Source organism: Roseibium marinum (assembly GCF_002906165.1).
Taxonomy (GTDB): Bacteria; Pseudomonadota; Alphaproteobacteria; order Rhizobiales; family Stappiaceae; genus Roseibium; species Roseibium marinum.
In genome coordinates this window covers 205,607-223,329 of record NZ_PPCN01000002.1, presented here as the reverse complement: position 1 = coordinate 223,329, position 17,723 = coordinate 205,607, and the positions used below count along the sequence as shown (strand labels likewise).

The window sequence follows — 17,723 nt, the reverse complement described above, 5'->3', positions numbered from 1 at the left end:
TGGTAATTACGACTGTGTCTCGTCGTTGCGCCTGCGCCGTTCGGCGTTGATCTGTTCCAGTTCGGCCATCTTCTCGCCGATCGGGCGAAGGGCTGCGACGGTCTGCCGGTAGCGGGCGGCGTGCACGTCGAGCAGACGCTGGGCGAGCTCGGGATATTCCTGGATCATGCGTTTGAAAAGCGCCCGGCGGATGCGGATGATGCGGACCGGGCCAGCAGCCTCGGCGCGGCAGGGGCGCTTGTTTTCGGCAAGCAGCGCGGTTTCCCCCAGAAGGGTTCCCTCAGCGACGCGGTCGACTTCGTCGTATCCGTCCTTGCCCCGTTTTTGAAGGCTGACTGTGCCGCTGGTAATCACCAGCCCGCCATCGGCCCGCTCGCCCTCGTCGAACAAGCGCTGGCCGTTACCGTAATCCATGCTTTCGGCGCTGAAGGCGAGCAGGCGGAGCTGATCGTCAGAGAAGTCCGAAAGCATCGGGATTTGTTTGAGAATCGCTATGTCTTGGGCAAGGCTCATACCCCAGATTTACGATGATTTTCCGTTATGGCACAAGCTTATATCCACCGGCTTCTGTCACCAGGAGCTCGGCATTGGACGGATCGCGTTCGATTTTCTGCCTGAGACGGTAAATGTGGGTTTCCAGCGTGTGGGTGGTGACGCCGGAATTATAGCCCCAGACCTCATGCAAAAGCACATCCCGCGTGACCGGTTTCTCACCGGCGCGATAGAGGAACTTGAGGATCGAGGTTTCCTTTTCCGTCAGGCGCACCTTGGAGCCGGCATCGTCCTGCATGACCTTTGCCGCCGGACGGAAAGAATACCGGCCAATGGCGAATGTGGCGTCCTCGCTCTGCTCGTGCTGGCGCAGATGCGCCCGCACCCGGGCGAGCAATACCGCGAACTTGAACGGCTTAGTGACATAATCATTTGCGCCGGCCTCCAGGCCGAGGATCGTGTCGCTGTCGCCGTCGTGGCCGGTCAACATGATGATCGGTGACTTGAAACCGTTCTTGCGCAACAGCTTGACCGCCTCGCGGCCATCGATGTCCGGCAGGCCGACATCCATCAGCAACAGGTCGATATGCTCGTCCTTCGCCAGGGCAATGCCCGAGCTTGCCGAATCCGCCTGGATGGTCTCGAACTCGTCGTAAAGGGAAAGCTGTTCAACCAGCGCCTCGCGCAGTTCGGTATCGTCGTCGACAATCAAGATTGTGCGGGCGGTCATCGTTGCTGTCCTCGCCAAATGCTGAATACTGATCACGTCGATTTGTGTGAATGACACAAGCGTGTTCCTGCCTCTATGTGCGCGGGAAATACTCGTCATACAAGCATTGCTTCGTCAATTCTTCTTCACGCGGGGTTTAGGACCGGTTTATCAATGGCTTCCGCGACTTGCGGAAAATGCGACGGAGAGACCATGAGGAAACAGCAAAAACCGGCGGATTGCCTCGAGGTCCGGGCTTTGCCGCGCGACCGGAGCAAAGGCATCCTGCGCCTCGGCGGGATCACGGTTCCGTGTTCCCTGGGTCGGTCCGGCATCCTGATCCGCAAAAAGGAAGGCGACGGGGGAACCCCGGCCGGCCGTTTCGGACTGCTGCATGTCTATTACCGGCCGGACAGGCACCTGCCCCCGGCAACGCGCCTGCCGGTCGAACGGCTGACGCCCGGCTCGGGCTGGTGCGACGATCCCGGACATGCCCGCTATAACCGGCCGGTCGACCTGCCCTTTGCAGCCAGTCACGAGAAAATGTGGCGCGAGGACAGGCTCTACGACATTGTCGTGGTTCTGGACTGCAATCTTCTCCCCGCGGTGAAGGGCAAGGGCAGCGCCATCTTCTTTCACATCGCGCGGGAGGATTACCGTCCGACGGAAGGCTGCGTCGCCGTCGCGCCGGACCACATGCGGCTGATCCTTTCCAGGATCGGCCCGGCTGCGGAAATGCTGATTCGCGCCTGAAAAGCCCGTTGTGAAATTGCCTTATTCGGAAACCTGGGGCCGGTAGATCGTGAAGGAACCGCTGACACGAACGGTCGTCCTGTCGCCGCCTTCCTCGAGATCCGCCGTTCGGACGTGGAAGCGGTTACGCTGAACGTCGAAACTGTCGTTGACATTGCTTTCCAGGAAAGTGGCGACGCCATTCGCGTCGATACTTTCCAAAATGGCGGTGTGACGCGGCGCGCCCCGGCTCTGGGTTGCCTCCGTCCAGCTGCCATCGGCGCTTTCGATCCTGACGGCCACCCGGAAATTGGAAAACTGGAAAACATCTCCCGGCCGGGCGTTGGCCAGCTGTTCCACGACGCGTCCCCAGCGATAGGTCGCCGAGGGCTTGTGAAAGCCGACACTGCGAAAACCGTTGTCGACCAGCGTCCAGCACTGACCGTTTCCTTCCACCTGTCCCATCCGCTGGGTCGCGAAGGCGATCAAACGACGAGCCTGCTGTTCGGTAACGTCGGGCATCTGCATCATCCTTGTTGGTGCTTGCGCATGATGAGATTGCTTCAATCCTGGCGGGGCGGCTGTAACCGGCATCACATTTGCGCGGATTTCTCCTGCCGCGCGGCGCCTTTTGCGTTGGGTGTTGTCTTTGAGGTCTGCTATTCACAAATCAGATCGAACAGACGAAATGGAAAAGACATGCGCTGGAAGGGCCGCCGCGGCAGCAGCAACATCGATGACAGGCGTGGCTCGGGCCGGCGCATGCGGATGCCGTCCGGCCGGCGGGCGCGTGCCGGCGGCGGGCTGGGCCTGACCGGCATTCTCGTCGTCGCCGGGATAGCCTGGTTCATGGGCATCAATCCGCTGACGCTGCTCGGGCAACTGGAAGGCGGCGGTTTCGAAGCGCCGCGCAGCCAGAGCCAGGCGCCGCGGTCCGCCGCGGATGACGAGACGGCGCAATTCATCTCTGTTGTCCTTGCCGATACCGAAAATACCTGGCAGCAGCTGCTCGACCGGCATGGCGCCGATTATCCGGAGCCGACGCTGGTGCTGTTTTCCGGCTCTGTGCCCTCCGCCTGCGGCTACGCCAGCTCGGCCACCGGCCCGTTCTATTGCGGCGCTGACAGCAAGCTTTACATCGATCTGTCCTTCTACCGGGAGCTTGCCACGCAGCTGAACGCTCCAGGCGATTTCGCCCAGGCCTATGTTCTGGCGCATGAAGTCGGTCATCATATCCAGAACGTGCTCGGCATTCTGCCCGAGTTCCACAAGGCCAGGCGGACCATGAGCAAGGAGGAGGGCAATGCGCTTTCCGTGCGCGTCGAGCTGCAGGCGGACTGCTTCGCCGGGATCTGGGCGCATTACGCCGCCCGCCAGCAGGGGTTCGTCGAGGAGGGGGACATAGACGAGGCGCTGAATGCGGCAAGCCGCATCGGCGACGACACCTTGCAGCGGCAGTCACAGGGTTACGTGGTCCCGGAAACCTTCAACCATGGCACATCGGCGCAGCGCGCCAGTTGGTTCAAAAAGGGGTTCCAGTCCGGCCGCATCGAAGCCTGCGACACGTTCAGGGCGGAAAGCCTCTGATCCCGGCCGGATTTCCCGCGACATATGGTGCGCCACCGTCTGGCAATCCGGAAATAGCCCCACTGGTAATTTCCGGTATTTTCCGCCATATAAGGGCGATTGACCGCCAATGAGCGGGCTCGCTATCCAACAAACCAAGAAACGAAGTGCACCCGGTATGGCGTCGGACACCAGACCCTTTTTGAAAATGAACGGCCTCGGCAACGATTTCGTGGTCTGGGACGCGCGCGAAAAGCCGCTGCGTCTGGCCAGGGAGGCGATTGCCGGGCTGGGCGACCGGGAAAGCGGCATCGGCTTCGACCAGATGATCACCGTGGAACGCTCTTCCCTCGGGGTCGATGCGTTCATGCGCATTCACAACCGCGACGGCGGCGAGGTGTCGGCCTGCGGCAATGCCACCAGATGCATCGGCCGCCTGCTGATGGAGGAAACCGGCAAGGACCTGGTGACGATCGAGACAGGCGCCGGTCTTCTTCACGCATTCGATGCCGCCGGAGCACGCAATGTGACCGTGGATATGGGCGTGCCGCGCCTTGAGTGGGACCAGATCCCGCTGGCGGAGGAATTCGCCGACACGCGGGCGATCGAGCTGCAGATCGGTCCGATCGACGAGCCGATCCTGCACACGCCCTCCGTTGCCAATATGGGAAATCCCCATGCGATCTTCTGGGTGGACGATGTGGAGGCCTATGACCTTGAACGGGCCGGTCCGCTGCTGGAGCATCATCCGGTCTTTCCCGAAGGGGCCAATATCTCGCTTGCGCATGTCTTCGACGAGAACGAGATCCGCGTGAAGGTCTGGGAACGCGGTGTCGGGCTGACGTTGGCCTGCGGCACGGCGGCCTGTGCCGTCGGGGTTGCGGCCGCCCGTGACGGCAAGACCGGCCGCAAGAGCACGATCCATCTGCCCGGCGGGCCGCTGGTGATAGAGTGGCGCGAGGCCGACGGTCATGTCTTGATGACCGGTCCGACCGAAGTGGAATTCGAAGGCGAGGTCGATCTCGAAACTCTTTCCTGGCGCAGGACCGCCGCGGGCGACGGGGCACCCGAAGCAGCAGGATCCGCTCCATGAGCATCGACGTGGTCACATTCGGCTGCCGGCTCAATTCCTACGAGTCGGAAGTCATGAAACGCGAGGCGGAGGCGGCCGGCCTCAAGGACGCGATCCTTATCAACACCTGCGCGGTTACCAGCGAAGCCGTGCGTCAGGCGCGTCAGGCGGTGCGCAGGGCCCGGCGCGACAATCCGCAGGCCAGGGTGATCGTGACGGGCTGCGCCGCCCAGACCGAGGCGGAAACCTTCTCCGCGATGGAGGAAGTCGACCTGGTGCTCGGCAACACGGAAAAGCTGGAGCGCAAGTCCTATCAGGACGTTGCCGCCTTCGGCATTTCGGAAACCGAGAAGGTGCGCGTCAACGACATCATGAGCGTCGAGGAGACGGCGGGTCATCTGATCGACGGACTGGCCGGGCGAGCCCGTGCCTTCGTTCAGGTGCAGAATGGCTGCGACCACCGCTGCACCTTCTGCATCATTCCCTTCGGCCGCGGAAATTCCCGTTCGGTGCCGATGGGCGTGGTGATCGACCAGATCTCGCGCCTTGTCGCCAACGGCTACAACGAGATCGTCCTGACCGGCGTCGATATTACCTCCTATGGCGCCGATCTGCCTGGGACACCGAAGCTGGGCACGTTAAGCGCCAAGATCCTGAAAATGGTGCCGGAGCTGAAGCGGCTGCGGCTTTCCTCCATCGATTCCATCGAGGCGGATGACGATCTGATGCGGGTGATCGCGGAAGACGAGCGCCTGATGCCGCATTTCCATCTGTCGCTGCAGGCGGGCGACGACATGATCCTCAAGCGGATGAAACGGCGGCATCTGCGCGCCGATACAATCCGCTTTTGCGAGGATGTGCGCCGCGTGCGGCCGGATGTGGTTTTCGGGGCCGATATCATTGCCGGGTTCCCGACGGAAACCGAGGAAATGTTCCAGAATTCCCTGAAGATAGTCGATGAATGCGGCCTGACGCATCTGCATGTGTTTCCGTTCTCCCCGCGCCCGGGCACACCTGCCGCACGGATGCCGCAACTGCCGCGTAGTCTCATCAAGGAGCGCGGCGCGCGTCTCCGGGCCAAGGGCGAAGACGCGCTTACGCGGCATCTGGCGGGCGAGGTCGGCAAGATCCGGCCGGTGCTGATCGAAAAGGAAGGCCTTGGCCGCACGGAACAGTTCACCCAGGTTGAACTGAGTGGCGGACAAGCCGGACAGATTGTGGAAACCAGGATTATCGGCCATACCGGACGCCATCTCCTGGGCGAAGCCCTTTCCAAAGCCGCCTGAGCGGCTGAGTCGAATTCTTGAGGCGATTTCATGAGCGAGAAAAAGCGCGGGTTTCTGGGTCGGCTCTTTGGCGGCAAGGAGACGCCGGACGGCCAGGAGGAGACGGTAGCAGAAACGGCCGCGGCCGAGGCCGCCTCTCCGGAACCGGCCGGGGATGAACCCGAACTCGACGTGGAAATGGAAGTCAGGCCGGCCGCCGCGATCAATGACCCTTTCAGGCCGATCCAGATGGATGCGGCTCTCGGACGTCTGCCGGACATGCCGCCTCCTGTTCCGGTCCCCATTGACGAACCGGTCTCGACCGATGTGGCGCCTGAACCCGTGGCTGAGCCAAACAATGAGCCGGAAAATGAGCTGAGCGACGAAGCAGCGCCGGAGCCGGAACCCGCCACGGAAGAACCGAAATCCTCCTGGGTGCAGCGGCTGAAGAAGGGCCTTTCCCGGTCCTCCTCGTCGCTGACGGAAGGCATTTCGTCGATCTTTACCAAGCGCAAGCTCGATGCCTCCATGCTGGAGGAACTGGAAGATGTCCTGATCCAGGCGGATCTTGGCGTGGATACGGCAATGGCGATCACGGAAAGACTGTCGGTGGGCCGCTTCGACAAGGAAATCTCGACAGAGGACGTGCGGGCGGTTCTCGCGGAGGAAGTGGAGAAGGTTCTCGAACCGGTGGCCCGGCCACTGGATTTCACCACCGGAAAAAAGCCTCATGTGGTGCTGATGGTCGGGGTGAACGGCACCGGCAAGACCACCACCATCGGCAAGCTGTCGCAGAAACTGCGCTCTGAAGGAAAAAAAGTGATGATGGCGGCCGGAGACACGTTCCGCGCGGCCGCCGTCGAACAGCTCAGGATCTGGGCCGGGCGCACAGGCGCGGAAATCGTTGCACGCGACACTGGCTCCGATGCGGCCGGCCTTGCCTATGACGCCATGAAGGAGGCCGCGGACAAGGACATGGACGTTCTCCTGATCGATACGGCAGGGCGTCTGCAGAACAGGACCGAACTGATGGAAGAGCTGGAAAAGGTCATCCGCGTGATCCGCAAGCTCGATCCGGACGCCCCGCACACGGTTCTCCTGACCCTGGATGCAACGACCGGCCAGAACGCCCTCAATCAGGTCGAGATCTTCGGCAAGGTCGCCGGTGTCACCGGACTGGTGATGACCAAACTCGACGGCACCGCGCGCGGCGGCATTCTGGTGGCGATTGCCGCCAAACACGGCCTGCCGGTGCACTTCATCGGTGTCGGGGAAGGTGTCGCCGATCTGGAACCGTTTTCCGCGAAGGATTTCGCCGGTGCGATCGCCGGCATGGCGTGAGGATTTCCATCGGCGGTCTGCGCTCGCACCACTCCCGGTTCTCGGCTAACGTCATGCGGATCGTTCAGGAGCTGCAATTGATGCTTTCAGAAAAGGCATTTTCGACCGGGCGTGTTGAAACCACTGCGGTCGGCAAGTTGCTCATGCTGGCGGTGGTGGCGTGCTGTCTCACTGCCGTTCCGCAACGAGCCGCCGCACAATCGGAGACGCAGCCGGCAACGATCGCCGCGGAGACAAATGCTTCTGACGATCGTGCCATTCAGCGCCGCATCCACGGCATATTCGAAGAGCTGGAAGGTCTGGAAAAAATCACGGTTTCCGTCAAATCAGGCGTTGTGACGCTGCAGGGAACCGTTGCGGAAACGCCGCTGGCCAACCAGGCCAGGGAACTGGCCGGACGCGTCGACGGTGTTGTCGCCATCAGGAACGAATTGCGCGAAGAGACCGCGCTCGAGGAGCGGCTGGTTCCCGCATACGAGCGCCTGCAGGCCCGGGCGTTCCAGGCGCTCAATTACATTCCCCTCGTACTGGTTTCAGGTGTGCTGTGGTTTCTCGTCAGCTTTGCCGGCTATCTGGTCGCCGGACTGCAATGGCCATGGAACCGGCTGGCGCCGAATGCTTTCATTGCCGATCTGCTCAGACAGATCATCAGGATATTGTTTTTTGTCATCGGCATCGTTCTCGCGCTCGACGTGCTGGGCGCAACCGCTGTGATCGGAACGTTGCTCGGCGCGGCCGGTATCGTGGGACTGGCGGTCGGTTTCGCGGTCCGCGACACGGTCGAAAATTATATCGCCAGCATCATGCTGAGTATCCGGCAACCCTTCAGCCCCAAGGATTTCGTGAAGATCGAAAATTTCGAAGGAATCGTGATCAGACTTACCTCGCGGGCAACCATCCTGATGGAAATGGACGGCAATCACATTCGCATCCCGAACGCAATCGTCTTCAAGAGCACGATCATCAACTACACGGTGAACCCCCAGCGCCGCTTCACCTTCGAACTTGGCGTCGATGCGGAGAGCGAACTGGACAAGGCTCTTCAGATCGGTCTGGAAACCATCGCCTTGCAGGACTTTGTACTGAAAGACCCTTCGCCGGATGCCTGGATCGACAGGGTTGGGGATTCAAACGTGCTTCTCATATTCGCCGGATGGATCGACCAGAACAAAACCGATTTTCTGAGAGCCCGTTCGGAGGCGATGCGGCTGGTCAAGCAAGCGCTTGAAACCAACGGGTTTTCATTGCCGGAGCCGATTTATCGCCTTCGCTTTGACAGCGATGTCTTCGTCCCGCGCCCCGGGGAAGACGCGGAAAAGCGAACGGCTCCCCGTCGGGCACAGCAAGCGAAGAAACAGCGTACGGCGAAAATGGGCAAGGCCAAGGACACAGGTGCCGACAAGGATCTCGAAAAGCGCATCGACGAAGAGCGCATGACGTCGGGATCCGAAGACCTTCTCGACGATACAGCGCCTAAGGAATTCGGATCGAACTCGCCGCAATCCTAGCGGTATTTACCTGGCCCGCAGGTGCATTGCGTTGTGTCTGTGAATGTGTGGTTCGACTGGAAACAACCTGTGGGCCGGATGCTGATTGGACGGTCGGGGGGAAACCGTTGAAATTTTTTTGTTCAGCACCCGGCCCGGCGGTCTTGGGGCCTGGGAGTTTGGGGTCAGGTATGGGGCAACGTGATCAGGCCAGTCCGATGAAGGACAGGATCGCGCCGACGACGACTACGAGGCCGACGAGATAAATGATGTTATGCATTTCTCTCTCCTTGTTCCGCAAAGAGAACGTGCCAGCCGGACATTGGTTCCCCGGCAGCAAGATTTTTTCTGAAAAAAGAAATGTTGAGGTCCGGCGGGCTTAGAGTATGTCGCGTTAAATTGAATTCAGGAAGTCGCCCGAACGCATTTGCAATGCAAACGCTGCCTCGGGCGTCTTCCTGAATCCGCTTAAACGCGACACGCTCTAATTACCCGGCTCCCAGCCTTCAGGCGCCATTTCAAATCCTTCGAACCGGAAACCCGGCGCGACGGTGCAGCCCACGAGCGTCCAGGACCCCAGCGAGCGCGCCTGCTGCCAGCCGTCACGGGGGACGACGCCTTGCGGACGCTGCCCGGCGGCAAGATCGTTGCCGATCGCAAGGATCTGTTTTGTCCGGCCATCGGGACTTATTGAGAGTTCCAGCGGAGCGCCTGCGTACCAGTGCCAGGTCTCGACTGCGTCGACCCTGTGCCAACGGGACAGCACGCCTTCCGGCAGCAGGAAATAGATCAGCGTCGATGCCGCGCGGCCGCTCTCGTCGGTCACCTCGTCGCGGAAGGTCTCGGCATAAAAGCCGCCTTCGGGATGCGGCTGCATCCGAAGGAGAGCGCTAACCTCTTCGGCGGTCATTTCCGGGCTGGCGGGCATCTGGGGTCCTTGAAACGGAGTTTCGACGGCAAACGAGCTTCCGGTCGCGATCCGCTCAGGTGGATTTGGTTTCCGTGCAAAAGGCAAGATCGTCAATGGTCTCGCGCAAGGCGGCAACAACTTCCTCGTAGAGCAACTGCATGTCCAGCTTGTGTCCGCCGCCCTGCTGGAGCGGTATGGATTCAGCCTGGCTGACGATGCGGCTGACCACGTCCTTTGCCCGCTGTTCGGCAGATCGCGAAAGATGATTTTCGCTGGTCGAAGGTGTCATGGTAACTGCCCCCTCATGAGTCCGTACCCCAGTGCATATGGGGGCGAAGACCGGGGTTTTAAGGCTTACGTCGAATAAAAGATGGGGTCGCGGCCCGGACGTGAACAATCGGAAAAAGTCAGGCGTTGTCCTTTCGGGTGCGGATTTCGGCGAAGATCTCGGCGGCGGATTTGCCTGTCATGCCCAGTGCCGCGGCCACGGTGGGCTCGGCGGCGCGCAGAAAGGGGTTGGCCGCCTTTTCCCGTGCCATCGTGGTCGGCAGCGTTGGCGCGTTCCTGGACCGCAACTCCGCGACTTCCTGCGCGCGAGCCTTCAGGTCGGCATTTTCAGGTTCGATGGTCAGGGCAAACCTGGCATTGGCTTCGGTATATTCGTGGCCGCAGTAGATGGCGGTGTCGTCCGGCAGTTTTCGGGCCAGCTTGGAAAGGGATGACCACATCATTTCCATATCGCCCTCAAAGACCCGGCCGCAGCCGAGCGAGAACAACGTGTCGCCTGTATGGGCGAACCCGATGGAGGGAATATACCAGGAAATCTGGTCGAGCGTGTGTCCGGGTGTTGCGATCGCGGTGATCTCATAGGGGCCGCACAGCACACCGTCTCCGTCTTCCACGGTGCGGTCGAGTTCGGCTATCTTCTGGCGGGAACGCTCCGGACCGATCACCCGCGCACCGGTTTTCTGCTTGAGCTCTCCAAGCCCCTGCACATGATCCCAATGGTGATGAGTGATGAGAATGTGGGTGAGCTTCCAGCCCTTCTCCTCCAGCGCCTGCTCGTAGGCGCCGGCATGGGGCACGTCGAAGGCGATGGTCGTCCCGCTCTCGGTATCATGAACAAGCACGCCAAAATTAGCGTCCAGGCAGGTGAACTGATGGATTTGCGTGGTGTCGCTCACGGCCATGAAAAGGCTCCTGCAGTGATTGGCGGATTGAAACCTACAGTGTCAAAGAGATGGCTTGAGAGCAAGGCAAGAGAGCTTGCGCTTTCGCTCCGTTCCCTGTTCAATCGCGACCGGCTGTAACCTGAAGGGCATAGGTTCACGACCTGATGTATCTCGACGTCGTCCATCTGCGCGCTTTTTACGATTTACCGCTTGGACGGCTGTTGCGGGGCCTGATCGGGACGCCTATCCGTAAAATGTGGCCGGACCTGAAAGGTCAGAGCCTTCTGGGCATTGGTTACGCCGGACCGTTCATGCGGCCCTATCTCGACAAGGCCGAGCGGGTGATCGCCGCGATGCCGGCTCCGCAGGGAGCGGTTCCCTGGCCCCGGGAAAAGAACAGCAGCGCCTGTACTCTCGTCGAGGACGACGCCCTGCCGTTTCCAGATGCCTATTTCGACCGGATCATGCTGGTCCATGCGCTGGATCACTGTGCGGATCCGGCCGCTCTGCTGAGGGAGGCGTGGCGGGTTCTCGCGCCGGGCGGGCGACTGATCGCCGTCGTGCCGAACAGGCGCGGGCTGTGGGCGCAGTCGGAGTTGTCGCCCTTCGGCTACGCACGCCCCTATTCGGGGAGCCAGCTCAAGGAGCTCCTGAAGACCTGCCAGTTCAATGTCCTGGAGGACAGGGAAGCCCTGTTCATGCCGCCTTCCCGGGCTCGCTTCATTCTGCGGGCGGCGCGGACCTGGGAAGGTATCGGCCGCCGGATGTGGCCCGCCTTCGGTGGCATATTGATCATGGAAGCGGAAAAGCTGGTGTTCAAGAGTCTGCCCGCCGACGGCAAGAAAAGCCGGCTGAGGGTGCTGCGGCCGGTCTTCCTTCCCGAAGGTGTCGCAACGGGGCTGAAACCGGTGAGGGCCGTACAGCCGTCAATCGGGACAAAGCAGCACATCGGTTCCCAGGTCATTACGGACAAGTGAGGCAAAGCCGAACGCGGATCGGGAACGACGGCTGGACAGGTTTCGGTTCAGACGTTCCGGTTACCGCTTCAGCAGAAAGACAGCCTGTTCGGCGACGATGTTCCAGACCCACCAGGGGGCGTTGATCGGGATCTTGTTGCCTTTGCCGCTGAGAGCGACCGCCTTTTCGACATCGGCGTCCAGTTCGTGGCAGAGGGCAACGAAATCCCTTAGCGAACAGAAATGAATGTTCGGCGTGTCGTACCATTCGTAGGGCAGGTATTTGGTCACGGGCATGCTGCCGCGAAACAGGAGCTGCGCCCTGTTGCGCCAATGGGCGAAATTCGGGATCGATACGATCACTTCCTTACCGATGCGCAGGAGTTCACTCATCACCTGTTTCGGTGCGCGGGTCGCCTGCAGGGTCTGGCTGAGGATGGCAACATCGAAGGCCCGGTCGGGATAGTCGGAAAGGTCGGTGTCCGCGTCGCCCTGGATGACCGAGAGGCCCCGGGCGACGCAGCGGTTGACACCTTCCTGGGAAAGCTCAATGCCGCGTCCGTCCACCTGCCGGTCGCGAGTCAGCAGATCGAGCAGCGCACCGTCTTCCGAACCGATGTCGAGCACACGGGCGCCTTGCGGCACCAGCGAGGCCACCACCTTGTGGTCGCCGCGGATTTCACCGGGTCCGGTCTTTGTCGGGGAAAGGTTCATGACCGGGGCTCCACCTCTTCACCGGGAGCCGGAAGGCCGCGTGCCCGGGCCGCGCCGGTTATGAAGCCGCTGATGGTCTGAAACATTTCAGGCACGTCCAGAAGGAACGAGTCGTGCCCGCGGTCGCTTTCGATCTCGACAAAGGAGACGTTCGCGGCGGCGGCGTTCAGCGCCTTGACGACCTGACGGCTTTCGGAGGTCGGAAACAGCCAGTCGGAGGTGAAAGACATGACGCAAAAGCGGGTCCTGGTATCCTTGAAGGCGTTCGGCAGCGATCCGCCGAATTCCTGGGCCAGATCGAAATAGTCCATTGCGCGGGTCACATAGAGATAGGAATTCGCGTCGAAGCGGTCGACAAAGGTCATGCCCTGGTGGCGCAGGTAGCTCTCGATCTGGAAATCTGCGTCGAAACCGAATGTCAGGTGGTCCCGGTCCTGAAGGTTGCGGCCGAATTTCTGGTGCAGGGATTCATCGGACATGTAGGTGACATGAGCGGCCATGCGCGCGATGGCGAGACCCTTGGTCGGGCGGACGCCTTCCTGGATGTAATTGCCGGCGCGCCAGTCCGGGTCGGCCATGATCGCCTGACGGCCAACCTCGTGAAAGGCAATGTTCTGCGACGTGTGGCGGGCGGCCGCGGCAATCGGCACGGCGGCGAAGACCCGCTCCGGATAGTTCACCGCCCATTGCAGCACCTGCATGCCGCCCATGGAGCCGCCGATCACCGCAAAAAGCGTTTCGATCTCCAGATGATCGAGCAGCCGTGCCTGGGCGCGGACCATGTCGCGGATCGTCACCACCGGAAGATCCAGTCCGTATGGCGCGCCTGTCAGCGGGTTCAGCGTTGCCGGGCCCGTCGTGCCAAGACAACCGCCCAGCACGTTGGCGCAGATGACGAAATAATGGTTTGTGTCGATCGGCCTGCCCGGACCGACCATCAGGCTCCACCAGCCGGGCTTGCCGGTCACCGGATTGGTCGACGCGGCATACTGGTCGCCGGTCAGCGCATGGCAGACCACGACGGCGTTGGTCTTGTCCGCATTCAGTTCGCCATAGGTCTCGTAGGCGATCTGCCAGGGACCGAGCCTGACACCCGAATCCAGCTCCAGCGCTTCGTCCGCCGAAAAACGCACGAGCTTGCTGGAAGGTGTTTCGACTTCGCTCGCCTTGAGATCTTCGGTGGCAGCGGAATTGGCTCTATCAGCGGACATGGTTTTTATGAATTTGCTCTTTGTCGTTCCGGGTGAATTTCCTGACCGATTGCAAAGATTCGGGCCTGACAGGTGCGCCAGCCAGACTGGCGACCTAGCCGCGCGAAGTCGCCTGAGTCAATGTTTTCTTTTGCGTTTGAGCGATCACATGCCTATGACTATGCGCCGCTGAACCGAAAAAGAAGGCCGGAGCCTCACATGTCTCAATTGCCGGACAGCGGACTGGCGCTGGACGATTTGCGAACGCGCATCGATGCCATCGACGCGCGCATCCACGCCGCTCTGATGGAGCGCGCGCAAGCTGAATCCGGTTTCGCCGCCGCCTCCCTTTCCGCAGGCGGAACAAGCGCTCTGTTTCATCCCGAACGCGATGCGGACATGATGCGCCAGATGGTGGAACGGCACGAGGGCGACCTGCCGCTGGTCACCGTGGAGCATCTCTGGCGCGACATCATCTGTGCCTGTACCAGTCTTCAGTCGGATACGGCCGTGCATCTCGATGGCGGCGCCGAACTGATCGACATGCTGGATCTGGCCCGGTTCTACTTCGGGTTTTCGGTCGAACTGGTTCCCGGCAGCGATGCGGCCGATGTCGTCGGCGCCGTTGCCGTCTCACAGGGCGATCTGGGCCTTGTCGCCCTGACCGACCGCGCGGAAATGCCCTGGTGGCGGGAACTGAGCGAGGCCGGAGCCCTGGTGCGGGCACGCCTCCCCTTTCTGGTTCTGGACGAAAGGCCCGCGGATCTTCCGGCTCTGGTCCTCGCCCAGGCGGACAGTCTTGTCGAGACTGCCGATATTGCCGTATATGACGCGCGCTGGACGGATCTTCTGCCTGGAAGACTGATGGATCAGGGCATCGAAGTGCTGAGTTTCTTCCGCTCCGCGAGTGGCGTTGACGCGCTGATTGCGATTTCAGCAGACCTGCCGGAAGAAGACGTTTTCAAGGCTTGCGTCGCGGCGGGCGCCGAACCGGAGGTCTTGAGACGTGTCGGCGGATATGCCGCGCCGATCGACGGCAACGGCGATCCGGACGAAACATTCGAGCCGGAGGACGATGCCGGGTTGGGCGAAGGGGACGTTCGGAAATGAACGAGATTGCAACAGTGACACAAGCTCAAGAAACCGGGACAGCGCGTCCCAGGCCCAGACCCAGGGCAGGCGTTCTGGATATCGCAGCTTACGTGCCGGGAAAATCCAAGGGCTCGCACGGCAAGACCGTGCACAAGCTTTCGTCCAACGAAACACCGCTCGGCACCAGCGCGGCCGCCAGGGCCGCCATCGAGGATGTTGCCCGACATCTGGAACTCTATCCGGACGGCTCCGCGTCCGAATTGCGCTCGGCCATTGGCGATGTCTACGGGCTCAATCCCGAGCGGATCATCTGCGGCGCCGGATCGGATGAAGTTCTCAGTCTGCTGGCCTACGGCTATCTCGGGCCGGGCGATGAGGCAATCTATTGCGAGCACGGCTTCCTGGTTTACGACATCGCCATCCGGGCAGCGGGAGCGACCCCGGTGGTCGCCCCGGAAACCGGTCTGACGACGGATGTCGACGCGATCCTTGCCCGGGTGACGGACAAGACGAAGATGGTCTTCATCGCCAACCCGAACAATCCCACCGGCACCTATCTGCCTTTCGAGGAAGTCAGGCGCCTGCATGAAGGCCTGCCGGCGGATGTGCTGCTGGTGCTGGACGCGGCCTATGGAGAATATGTCCGCCGGAACGACTATGAAAGCGGGATCGAGCTTGCCGCGACAGCCGACAACGTCTTCATGACCCGGACCTTTTCGAAGATCTACGGCCTTGCCAGTCTGCGCCTCGGCTGGGGTTTCGGCCCGGCGCATGTCATCGACGCGCTAAACCGCATCCGGGGGCCGTTCAATGTTTCCAGCGTGGCTATCGCGGCGGGCATTGCGGCCGTCAGGGACCGGGAGTTCGTTGCACTCTCGGTGGATCACAATGACAAATGGCTCCCCTGGCTGACATCCGAGCTGGAGAAGCTTGGTTTGAGGGTCACGCCAAGCGTCGGTAATTTCGTGCTGATCCACTTCCCGGAAGAAGACGGCAAGCGGGCGGTGGATGCGGATGCCTATCTTCTGGAGCGCGGCTGCGTGTTGCGTCTCGTCGGCAATTACGGCCTGCCGAACGCCCTGCGCATGTCCGTCGGCTCGGAAGACGCCAACCGGACCGTCGTTGCGCATCTGAAAGATTTCCTGGGATAGCCTGAAAGCAATACGAGACACTATGACCGGTACTCCCCTCTTTGAACGCATGGCCCTGATCGGGATCGGCCTGATCGGTTCTTCCCTCGCGCAGGTCGCCCGCCAACGTGGTCTGGTTGGGGAAATCGCGATTTCCACACGTTCGCCGGAAACCTTGCGGCGGGCCGAGGAACTGGATCTGGGGGACATCTATTCACTGGACGCCGCTGTCGCGGTGGAAGGCGCAGATCTGGTGATTTTATGCGTGCCGGTCGGTGCGAATGAATCGGTGGCGAAATCGATTGCTCCGGGCCTGAAGAAAGGCGCTATCCTGACGGACGTCGGCTCGACCAAGGGTTCGGTGATGGAGCAAGTCAGCCCGCATGTGCCGGACGGCGTGCATTTCATCCCCGGGCACCCGATCGCCGGCACGGAGGAATCCGGCCCGGACGCCGGTTTTGCCACGCTGTTCGATCAACGCTGGTGCATCCTGACCCCGCCGGAAAACGTGGATAGCGAGGCGCTGGAAAAACTCAGCGCCTTCTGGCGCGGCTGTGGCTCCGACGTCGACAAGATGGACGCCAAACACCACGATCTGGTGCTGGCCATCGTCTCGCACCTGCCGCATCTGATCGCCTACAACATCGTCGGCACGGCCGACGATCTGGAAACTGTCACCAAGTCGGAAGTGATCAAGTATTCCGCGTCGGGCTTTCGCGACTTTACCCGCCTTGCCGCATCCGATCCGACCATGTGGCGGGATGTCTGCCTGCACAACAAGGACGCGATCCTGGAAATGCTGTCGCGGTTTTCCGAAGACCTCTCCGCCATGCAGCGGGCCATCCGCTGGGGCGACGGACAGACGCTGTTCGACCTCTTTACCCGCACCCGCAGCATCCGACGATCGATCATCGAAGCAGGCCAGGAAACCGACGCACCCGATTTCGGCCGCCACGCCAAGGACTGACCGGCGTTCAGTTTGTGCGGCTGACAATGAATTCGGCGATGGCCGTCAGGGTCCGCGCTTTCGCGCCATAGGGTTTCAGCAGGGTTTCGGCTTCCTGAAGCAGGCGGGCGAGTTCCTGCCGTGTTTTTCCGGCACCCCACAGACCGACCAGCGTCGCCTTGCCCGCTTCGGCGTCCTTGCCGGTGGCCTTGCCCATGGTTTCCGGGCTTGCCTCGACATCCAGAAGATCGTCGGCGAGCTGGAAGGCGAGACCGATCAGTTCTCCGAACCGGGTCAGGCGGTCGACATCCGTTTCCGGGGCATCGGCGAGTATCGCGCCCGCCCGGCAGGCGTGGCGTAACAGGGCGCCGGTTTTCATGGACTGCAATTGCCGGATTTCGGCTTCCGAGCGAGCCCGGTGCTCGGAGTCCAGATCGAGCATCTGGCCGCCGGCCATGCCGCCGATGCCCGCGGCGCGGGACAGTTCCCGGCAAAGGCGCAGGCGCACCGCCGGATCGGCATGGACGATGTCCTCGCAGAGCACGTCAAAGGCCAGTGTCAGCAGCGCGTCACCGGCCAGGATCGCTGCCGCCTCGTCATAGGCCTTGTGAACTGTCGGCTGACCGCGACGCAGGTCGTCGTCATCCATTGCCGGCAGGTCGTCGTGAACCAGCGAATAGCAGTGAACAAGCTCAAGAGCGCAGGCGGCCTGCAGCACACCGGCATCGTCCCGCCCGAACAGCCTTGCCGCTTCCAGCACAAGGACCGGACGCAGGCGTTTGCCACCGTTCAGGGCGCCGTGGCGCATGGCGGCGAGAAGGCGCGGCGGTCGCACGGTCTCCCCGCTCAACGCGGCAGCGCTCGTCAAACGGTCGAGAACAGTCTCCACATTCCCTGCCTGCACGGCGAGATGCTGCTGCAATTCAAAGGTCACGAAGGGCTCCAGAGC

Annotated in this window: 19 protein-coding genes; 10 read left to right on the top strand and 9 right to left on the bottom strand. The window is 61.6% G+C overall.

The genetic code is table 11. The annotated features are described in order from the left end of the window. Nucleotides 1–6 precede the first annotated feature (6 nt). Nucleotides 7–471 carry a Crp/Fnr family transcriptional regulator gene (locus CLV41_RS07965; protein ID WP_208987369.1) on the bottom strand — a complete coding sequence of 155 codons (465 nt, stop codon included), beginning with the start codon at nucleotides 469–471 and terminating at the stop codon, nucleotides 7–9. Between the two features lie 67 nt (nucleotides 472–538). After that, entirely contained in the window at nucleotides 539–1,222 is a 684-nt protein-coding gene (locus CLV41_RS07960; RefSeq protein WP_103221785.1) for a response regulator transcription factor, read from the bottom strand. 192 nt (nucleotides 1,223–1,414) lie between these two features. Between CLV41_RS07960 and CLV41_RS07955 the strand changes: the two genes are divergently transcribed. Beyond that, nucleotides 1,415–1,954 (top strand): L,D-transpeptidase family protein, encoded by a 540-nt coding sequence (locus CLV41_RS07955; protein WP_103221784.1) that lies wholly within the window; start codon nucleotides 1,415–1,417, stop codon nucleotides 1,952–1,954. A gap of 21 nt (nucleotides 1,955–1,975) precedes the next feature. Here the strand turns inward: CLV41_RS07955 and CLV41_RS07950 are convergent, their stop codons facing one another. Beyond that, entirely contained in the window at nucleotides 1,976–2,527 is a 552-nt protein-coding gene (locus tag CLV41_RS07950; RefSeq protein ID WP_456238940.1) for a hypothetical protein, read from the bottom strand. Nucleotides 2,528–2,632: 105 nt separating this feature from the next. Here CLV41_RS07950 and ypfJ point away from each other — a divergent pair, with 105 nt between their 5' ends. The 5 genes from ypfJ to CLV41_RS07925 all read left to right on the top strand — a co-directional run bounded on the left by ypfJ (nucleotide 2,633) and on the right by CLV41_RS07925 (nucleotide 8,685). Beyond that, nucleotides 2,633–3,520, top strand: a complete 888-nt coding sequence (ypfJ, locus tag CLV41_RS07945) for a KPN_02809 family neutral zinc metallopeptidase (RefSeq protein ID WP_103221782.1) — start codon at nucleotides 2,633–2,635, stop codon at nucleotides 3,518–3,520. 157 nt (nucleotides 3,521–3,677) lie between these two features. Continuing rightward, the gene (gene dapF, locus CLV41_RS07940; protein WP_103221781.1) at nucleotides 3,678–4,592 is read left to right on the top strand and encodes a diaminopimelate epimerase; all 915 of its coding nucleotides are present in this window, start codon (nucleotides 3,678–3,680) and stop codon (nucleotides 4,590–4,592) included. Beyond that, nucleotides 4,589–5,857 (top strand): tRNA (N(6)-L-threonylcarbamoyladenosine(37)-C(2))-methylthiotransferase MtaB, encoded by a 1,269-nt coding sequence (gene mtaB, locus CLV41_RS07935; RefSeq protein ID WP_103221780.1) that lies wholly within the window; start codon nucleotides 4,589–4,591, stop codon nucleotides 5,855–5,857. The genes dapF and mtaB overlap by 4 nt, the downstream gene beginning before the upstream one ends. A gap of 30 nt (nucleotides 5,858–5,887) precedes the next feature. Further along, nucleotides 5,888–7,177: a signal recognition particle-docking protein FtsY gene (gene ftsY, locus CLV41_RS07930; RefSeq protein ID WP_103221779.1), complete on the top strand. Its 1,290-nt coding sequence runs from the start codon at nucleotides 5,888–5,890 to the stop codon at nucleotides 7,175–7,177. A gap of 80 nt (nucleotides 7,178–7,257) precedes the next feature. Then, complete coding sequence (locus tag CLV41_RS07925; protein ID WP_235867091.1) at nucleotides 7,258–8,685, top strand: mechanosensitive ion channel family protein; 1,428 nt, start codon at nucleotides 7,258–7,260, stop codon at nucleotides 8,683–8,685. A 463-nt stretch (nucleotides 8,686–9,148) separates the two neighbouring features. On the opposite strand, the gene CLV41_RS07920 is transcribed toward CLV41_RS07925, so the two are convergent. The 3 genes from CLV41_RS07920 to gloB all read right to left on the bottom strand — a co-directional run bounded on the left by CLV41_RS07920 (nucleotide 9,149) and on the right by gloB (nucleotide 10,764). Continuing rightward, complete coding sequence (locus tag CLV41_RS07920; RefSeq protein WP_103221778.1) at nucleotides 9,149–9,592, bottom strand: cupin domain-containing protein; 444 nt, start codon at nucleotides 9,590–9,592, stop codon at nucleotides 9,149–9,151. A gap of 55 nt (nucleotides 9,593–9,647) precedes the next feature. Next, nucleotides 9,648–9,863, bottom strand: a complete 216-nt coding sequence (locus CLV41_RS07915; protein ID WP_103221777.1) for a hypothetical protein — start codon at nucleotides 9,861–9,863, stop codon at nucleotides 9,648–9,650. Between the two features lie 118 nt (nucleotides 9,864–9,981). Beyond that, nucleotides 9,982–10,764 carry a hydroxyacylglutathione hydrolase gene (gene gloB, locus CLV41_RS07910; protein WP_103221776.1) on the bottom strand — a complete coding sequence of 261 codons (783 nt, stop codon included), beginning with the start codon at nucleotides 10,762–10,764 and terminating at the stop codon, nucleotides 9,982–9,984. Nucleotides 10,765–10,910: 146 nt separating this feature from the next. On the opposite strand from gloB, the gene CLV41_RS07905 reads away from it, so the two are divergent. Beyond that, on the top strand, nucleotides 10,911–11,723 hold the full coding sequence (locus CLV41_RS07905; RefSeq protein WP_103221775.1) for a class I SAM-dependent methyltransferase: 813 nt from the start codon (nucleotides 10,911–10,913) through the stop codon (nucleotides 11,721–11,723). Nucleotides 11,724–11,783: 60 nt separating this feature from the next. Here CLV41_RS07905 and metW read toward each other — a convergent pair whose 3' ends face one another. After that, nucleotides 11,784–12,416 (bottom strand): methionine biosynthesis protein MetW, encoded by a 633-nt coding sequence (metW, locus tag CLV41_RS07900; protein WP_103221774.1) that lies wholly within the window; start codon nucleotides 12,414–12,416, stop codon nucleotides 11,784–11,786. After that, the gene (gene metX / locus CLV41_RS07895) at nucleotides 12,413–13,627 is read right to left on the bottom strand and encodes a homoserine O-acetyltransferase MetX (RefSeq protein ID WP_103221773.1); all 1,215 of its coding nucleotides are present in this window, start codon (nucleotides 13,625–13,627) and stop codon (nucleotides 12,413–12,415) included. The genes metW and metX overlap by 4 nt, the downstream gene beginning before the upstream one ends. A gap of 198 nt (nucleotides 13,628–13,825) precedes the next feature. Here metX and CLV41_RS07890 point away from each other — a divergent pair, with 198 nt between their 5' ends. Genes CLV41_RS07890 through CLV41_RS07880 form a run of 3 tightly spaced genes read left to right on the top strand, consistent with a single transcriptional unit; the run spans nucleotide 13,826 to nucleotide 16,795 of the window. Then, a complete protein-coding gene (locus tag CLV41_RS07890; protein ID WP_208987368.1) occupies nucleotides 13,826–14,716 on the top strand; it encodes a chorismate mutase in 891 nt (296 codons plus the stop codon). Beyond that, nucleotides 14,713–15,849, top strand: coding sequence for a histidinol-phosphate transaminase (gene hisC / locus CLV41_RS07885; RefSeq protein ID WP_103221771.1), 1,137 nt, complete (start codon nucleotides 14,713–14,715; stop codon nucleotides 15,847–15,849). Before CLV41_RS07890 ends, hisC begins: the two co-directional genes overlap by 4 nt. Before the next feature lie 22 nt (nucleotides 15,850–15,871). Further along, the gene (locus CLV41_RS07880) at nucleotides 15,872–16,795 is read left to right on the top strand and encodes a prephenate/arogenate dehydrogenase family protein (protein WP_103221770.1); all 924 of its coding nucleotides are present in this window, start codon (nucleotides 15,872–15,874) and stop codon (nucleotides 16,793–16,795) included. Between the two features lie 7 nt (nucleotides 16,796–16,802). Here the strand turns inward: CLV41_RS07880 and CLV41_RS07875 are convergent, their stop codons facing one another. Beyond that, nucleotides 16,803–17,708 (bottom strand): polyprenyl synthetase family protein, encoded by a 906-nt coding sequence (locus CLV41_RS07875; RefSeq protein ID WP_408013649.1) that lies wholly within the window; start codon nucleotides 17,706–17,708, stop codon nucleotides 16,803–16,805. Nucleotides 17,709–17,723: the final 15 nt, after the last annotated feature.

Excerpts from the sequence above, each read along its gene's own strand:
- CLV41_RS07965 (WP_208987369.1), bottom strand. The coding sequence starts at position 471 with ATGCTTTCGGACTTCTCTGACGATCAGCTCCGCCTGCTCGCCTTCAGC.
- CLV41_RS07960 (WP_103221785.1), bottom strand. The coding sequence starts at position 1,222 with ATGACCGCCCGCACAATCTTGATTGTCGACGACGATACCGAACTGCGC.
- CLV41_RS07955 (WP_103221784.1), top strand. The coding sequence starts at position 1,415 with ATGAGGAAACAGCAAAAACCGGCGGATTGCCTCGAGGTCCGGGCTTTG.
- CLV41_RS07950 (WP_456238940.1), bottom strand. The coding sequence starts at position 2,527 with ATGCCGGTTACAGCCGCCCCGCCAGGATTGAAGCAATCTCATCATGCG.
- ypfJ (WP_103221782.1), top strand. The coding sequence starts at position 2,633 with ATGCGCTGGAAGGGCCGCCGCGGCAGCAGCAACATCGATGACAGGCGT.
- dapF (WP_103221781.1), top strand. The coding sequence starts at position 3,678 with ATGGCGTCGGACACCAGACCCTTTTTGAAAATGAACGGCCTCGGCAAC.
- mtaB (WP_103221780.1), top strand. The coding sequence starts at position 4,589 with ATGAGCATCGACGTGGTCACATTCGGCTGCCGGCTCAATTCCTACGAG.
- ftsY (WP_103221779.1), top strand. The coding sequence starts at position 5,888 with ATGAGCGAGAAAAAGCGCGGGTTTCTGGGTCGGCTCTTTGGCGGCAAG.
- CLV41_RS07925 (WP_235867091.1), top strand. The coding sequence starts at position 7,258 with ATGCTTTCAGAAAAGGCATTTTCGACCGGGCGTGTTGAAACCACTGCG.
- CLV41_RS07920 (WP_103221778.1), bottom strand. The coding sequence starts at position 9,592 with ATGCCCGCCAGCCCGGAAATGACCGCCGAAGAGGTTAGCGCTCTCCTT.
- CLV41_RS07915 (WP_103221777.1), bottom strand. The coding sequence starts at position 9,863 with ATGACACCTTCGACCAGCGAAAATCATCTTTCGCGATCTGCCGAACAG.
- gloB (WP_103221776.1), bottom strand. The coding sequence starts at position 10,764 with ATGGCCGTGAGCGACACCACGCAAATCCATCAGTTCACCTGCCTGGAC.
- CLV41_RS07905 (WP_103221775.1), top strand. The coding sequence starts at position 10,911 with ATGTATCTCGACGTCGTCCATCTGCGCGCTTTTTACGATTTACCGCTT.
- metW (WP_103221774.1), bottom strand. The coding sequence starts at position 12,416 with ATGAACCTTTCCCCGACAAAGACCGGACCCGGTGAAATCCGCGGCGAC.
- metX (WP_103221773.1), bottom strand. The coding sequence starts at position 13,627 with ATGTCCGCTGATAGAGCCAATTCCGCTGCCACCGAAGATCTCAAGGCG.
- CLV41_RS07890 (WP_208987368.1), top strand. The coding sequence starts at position 13,826 with ATGTCTCAATTGCCGGACAGCGGACTGGCGCTGGACGATTTGCGAACG.
- hisC (WP_103221771.1), top strand. The coding sequence starts at position 14,713 with ATGAACGAGATTGCAACAGTGACACAAGCTCAAGAAACCGGGACAGCG.
- CLV41_RS07880 (WP_103221770.1), top strand. The coding sequence starts at position 15,872 with ATGACCGGTACTCCCCTCTTTGAACGCATGGCCCTGATCGGGATCGGC.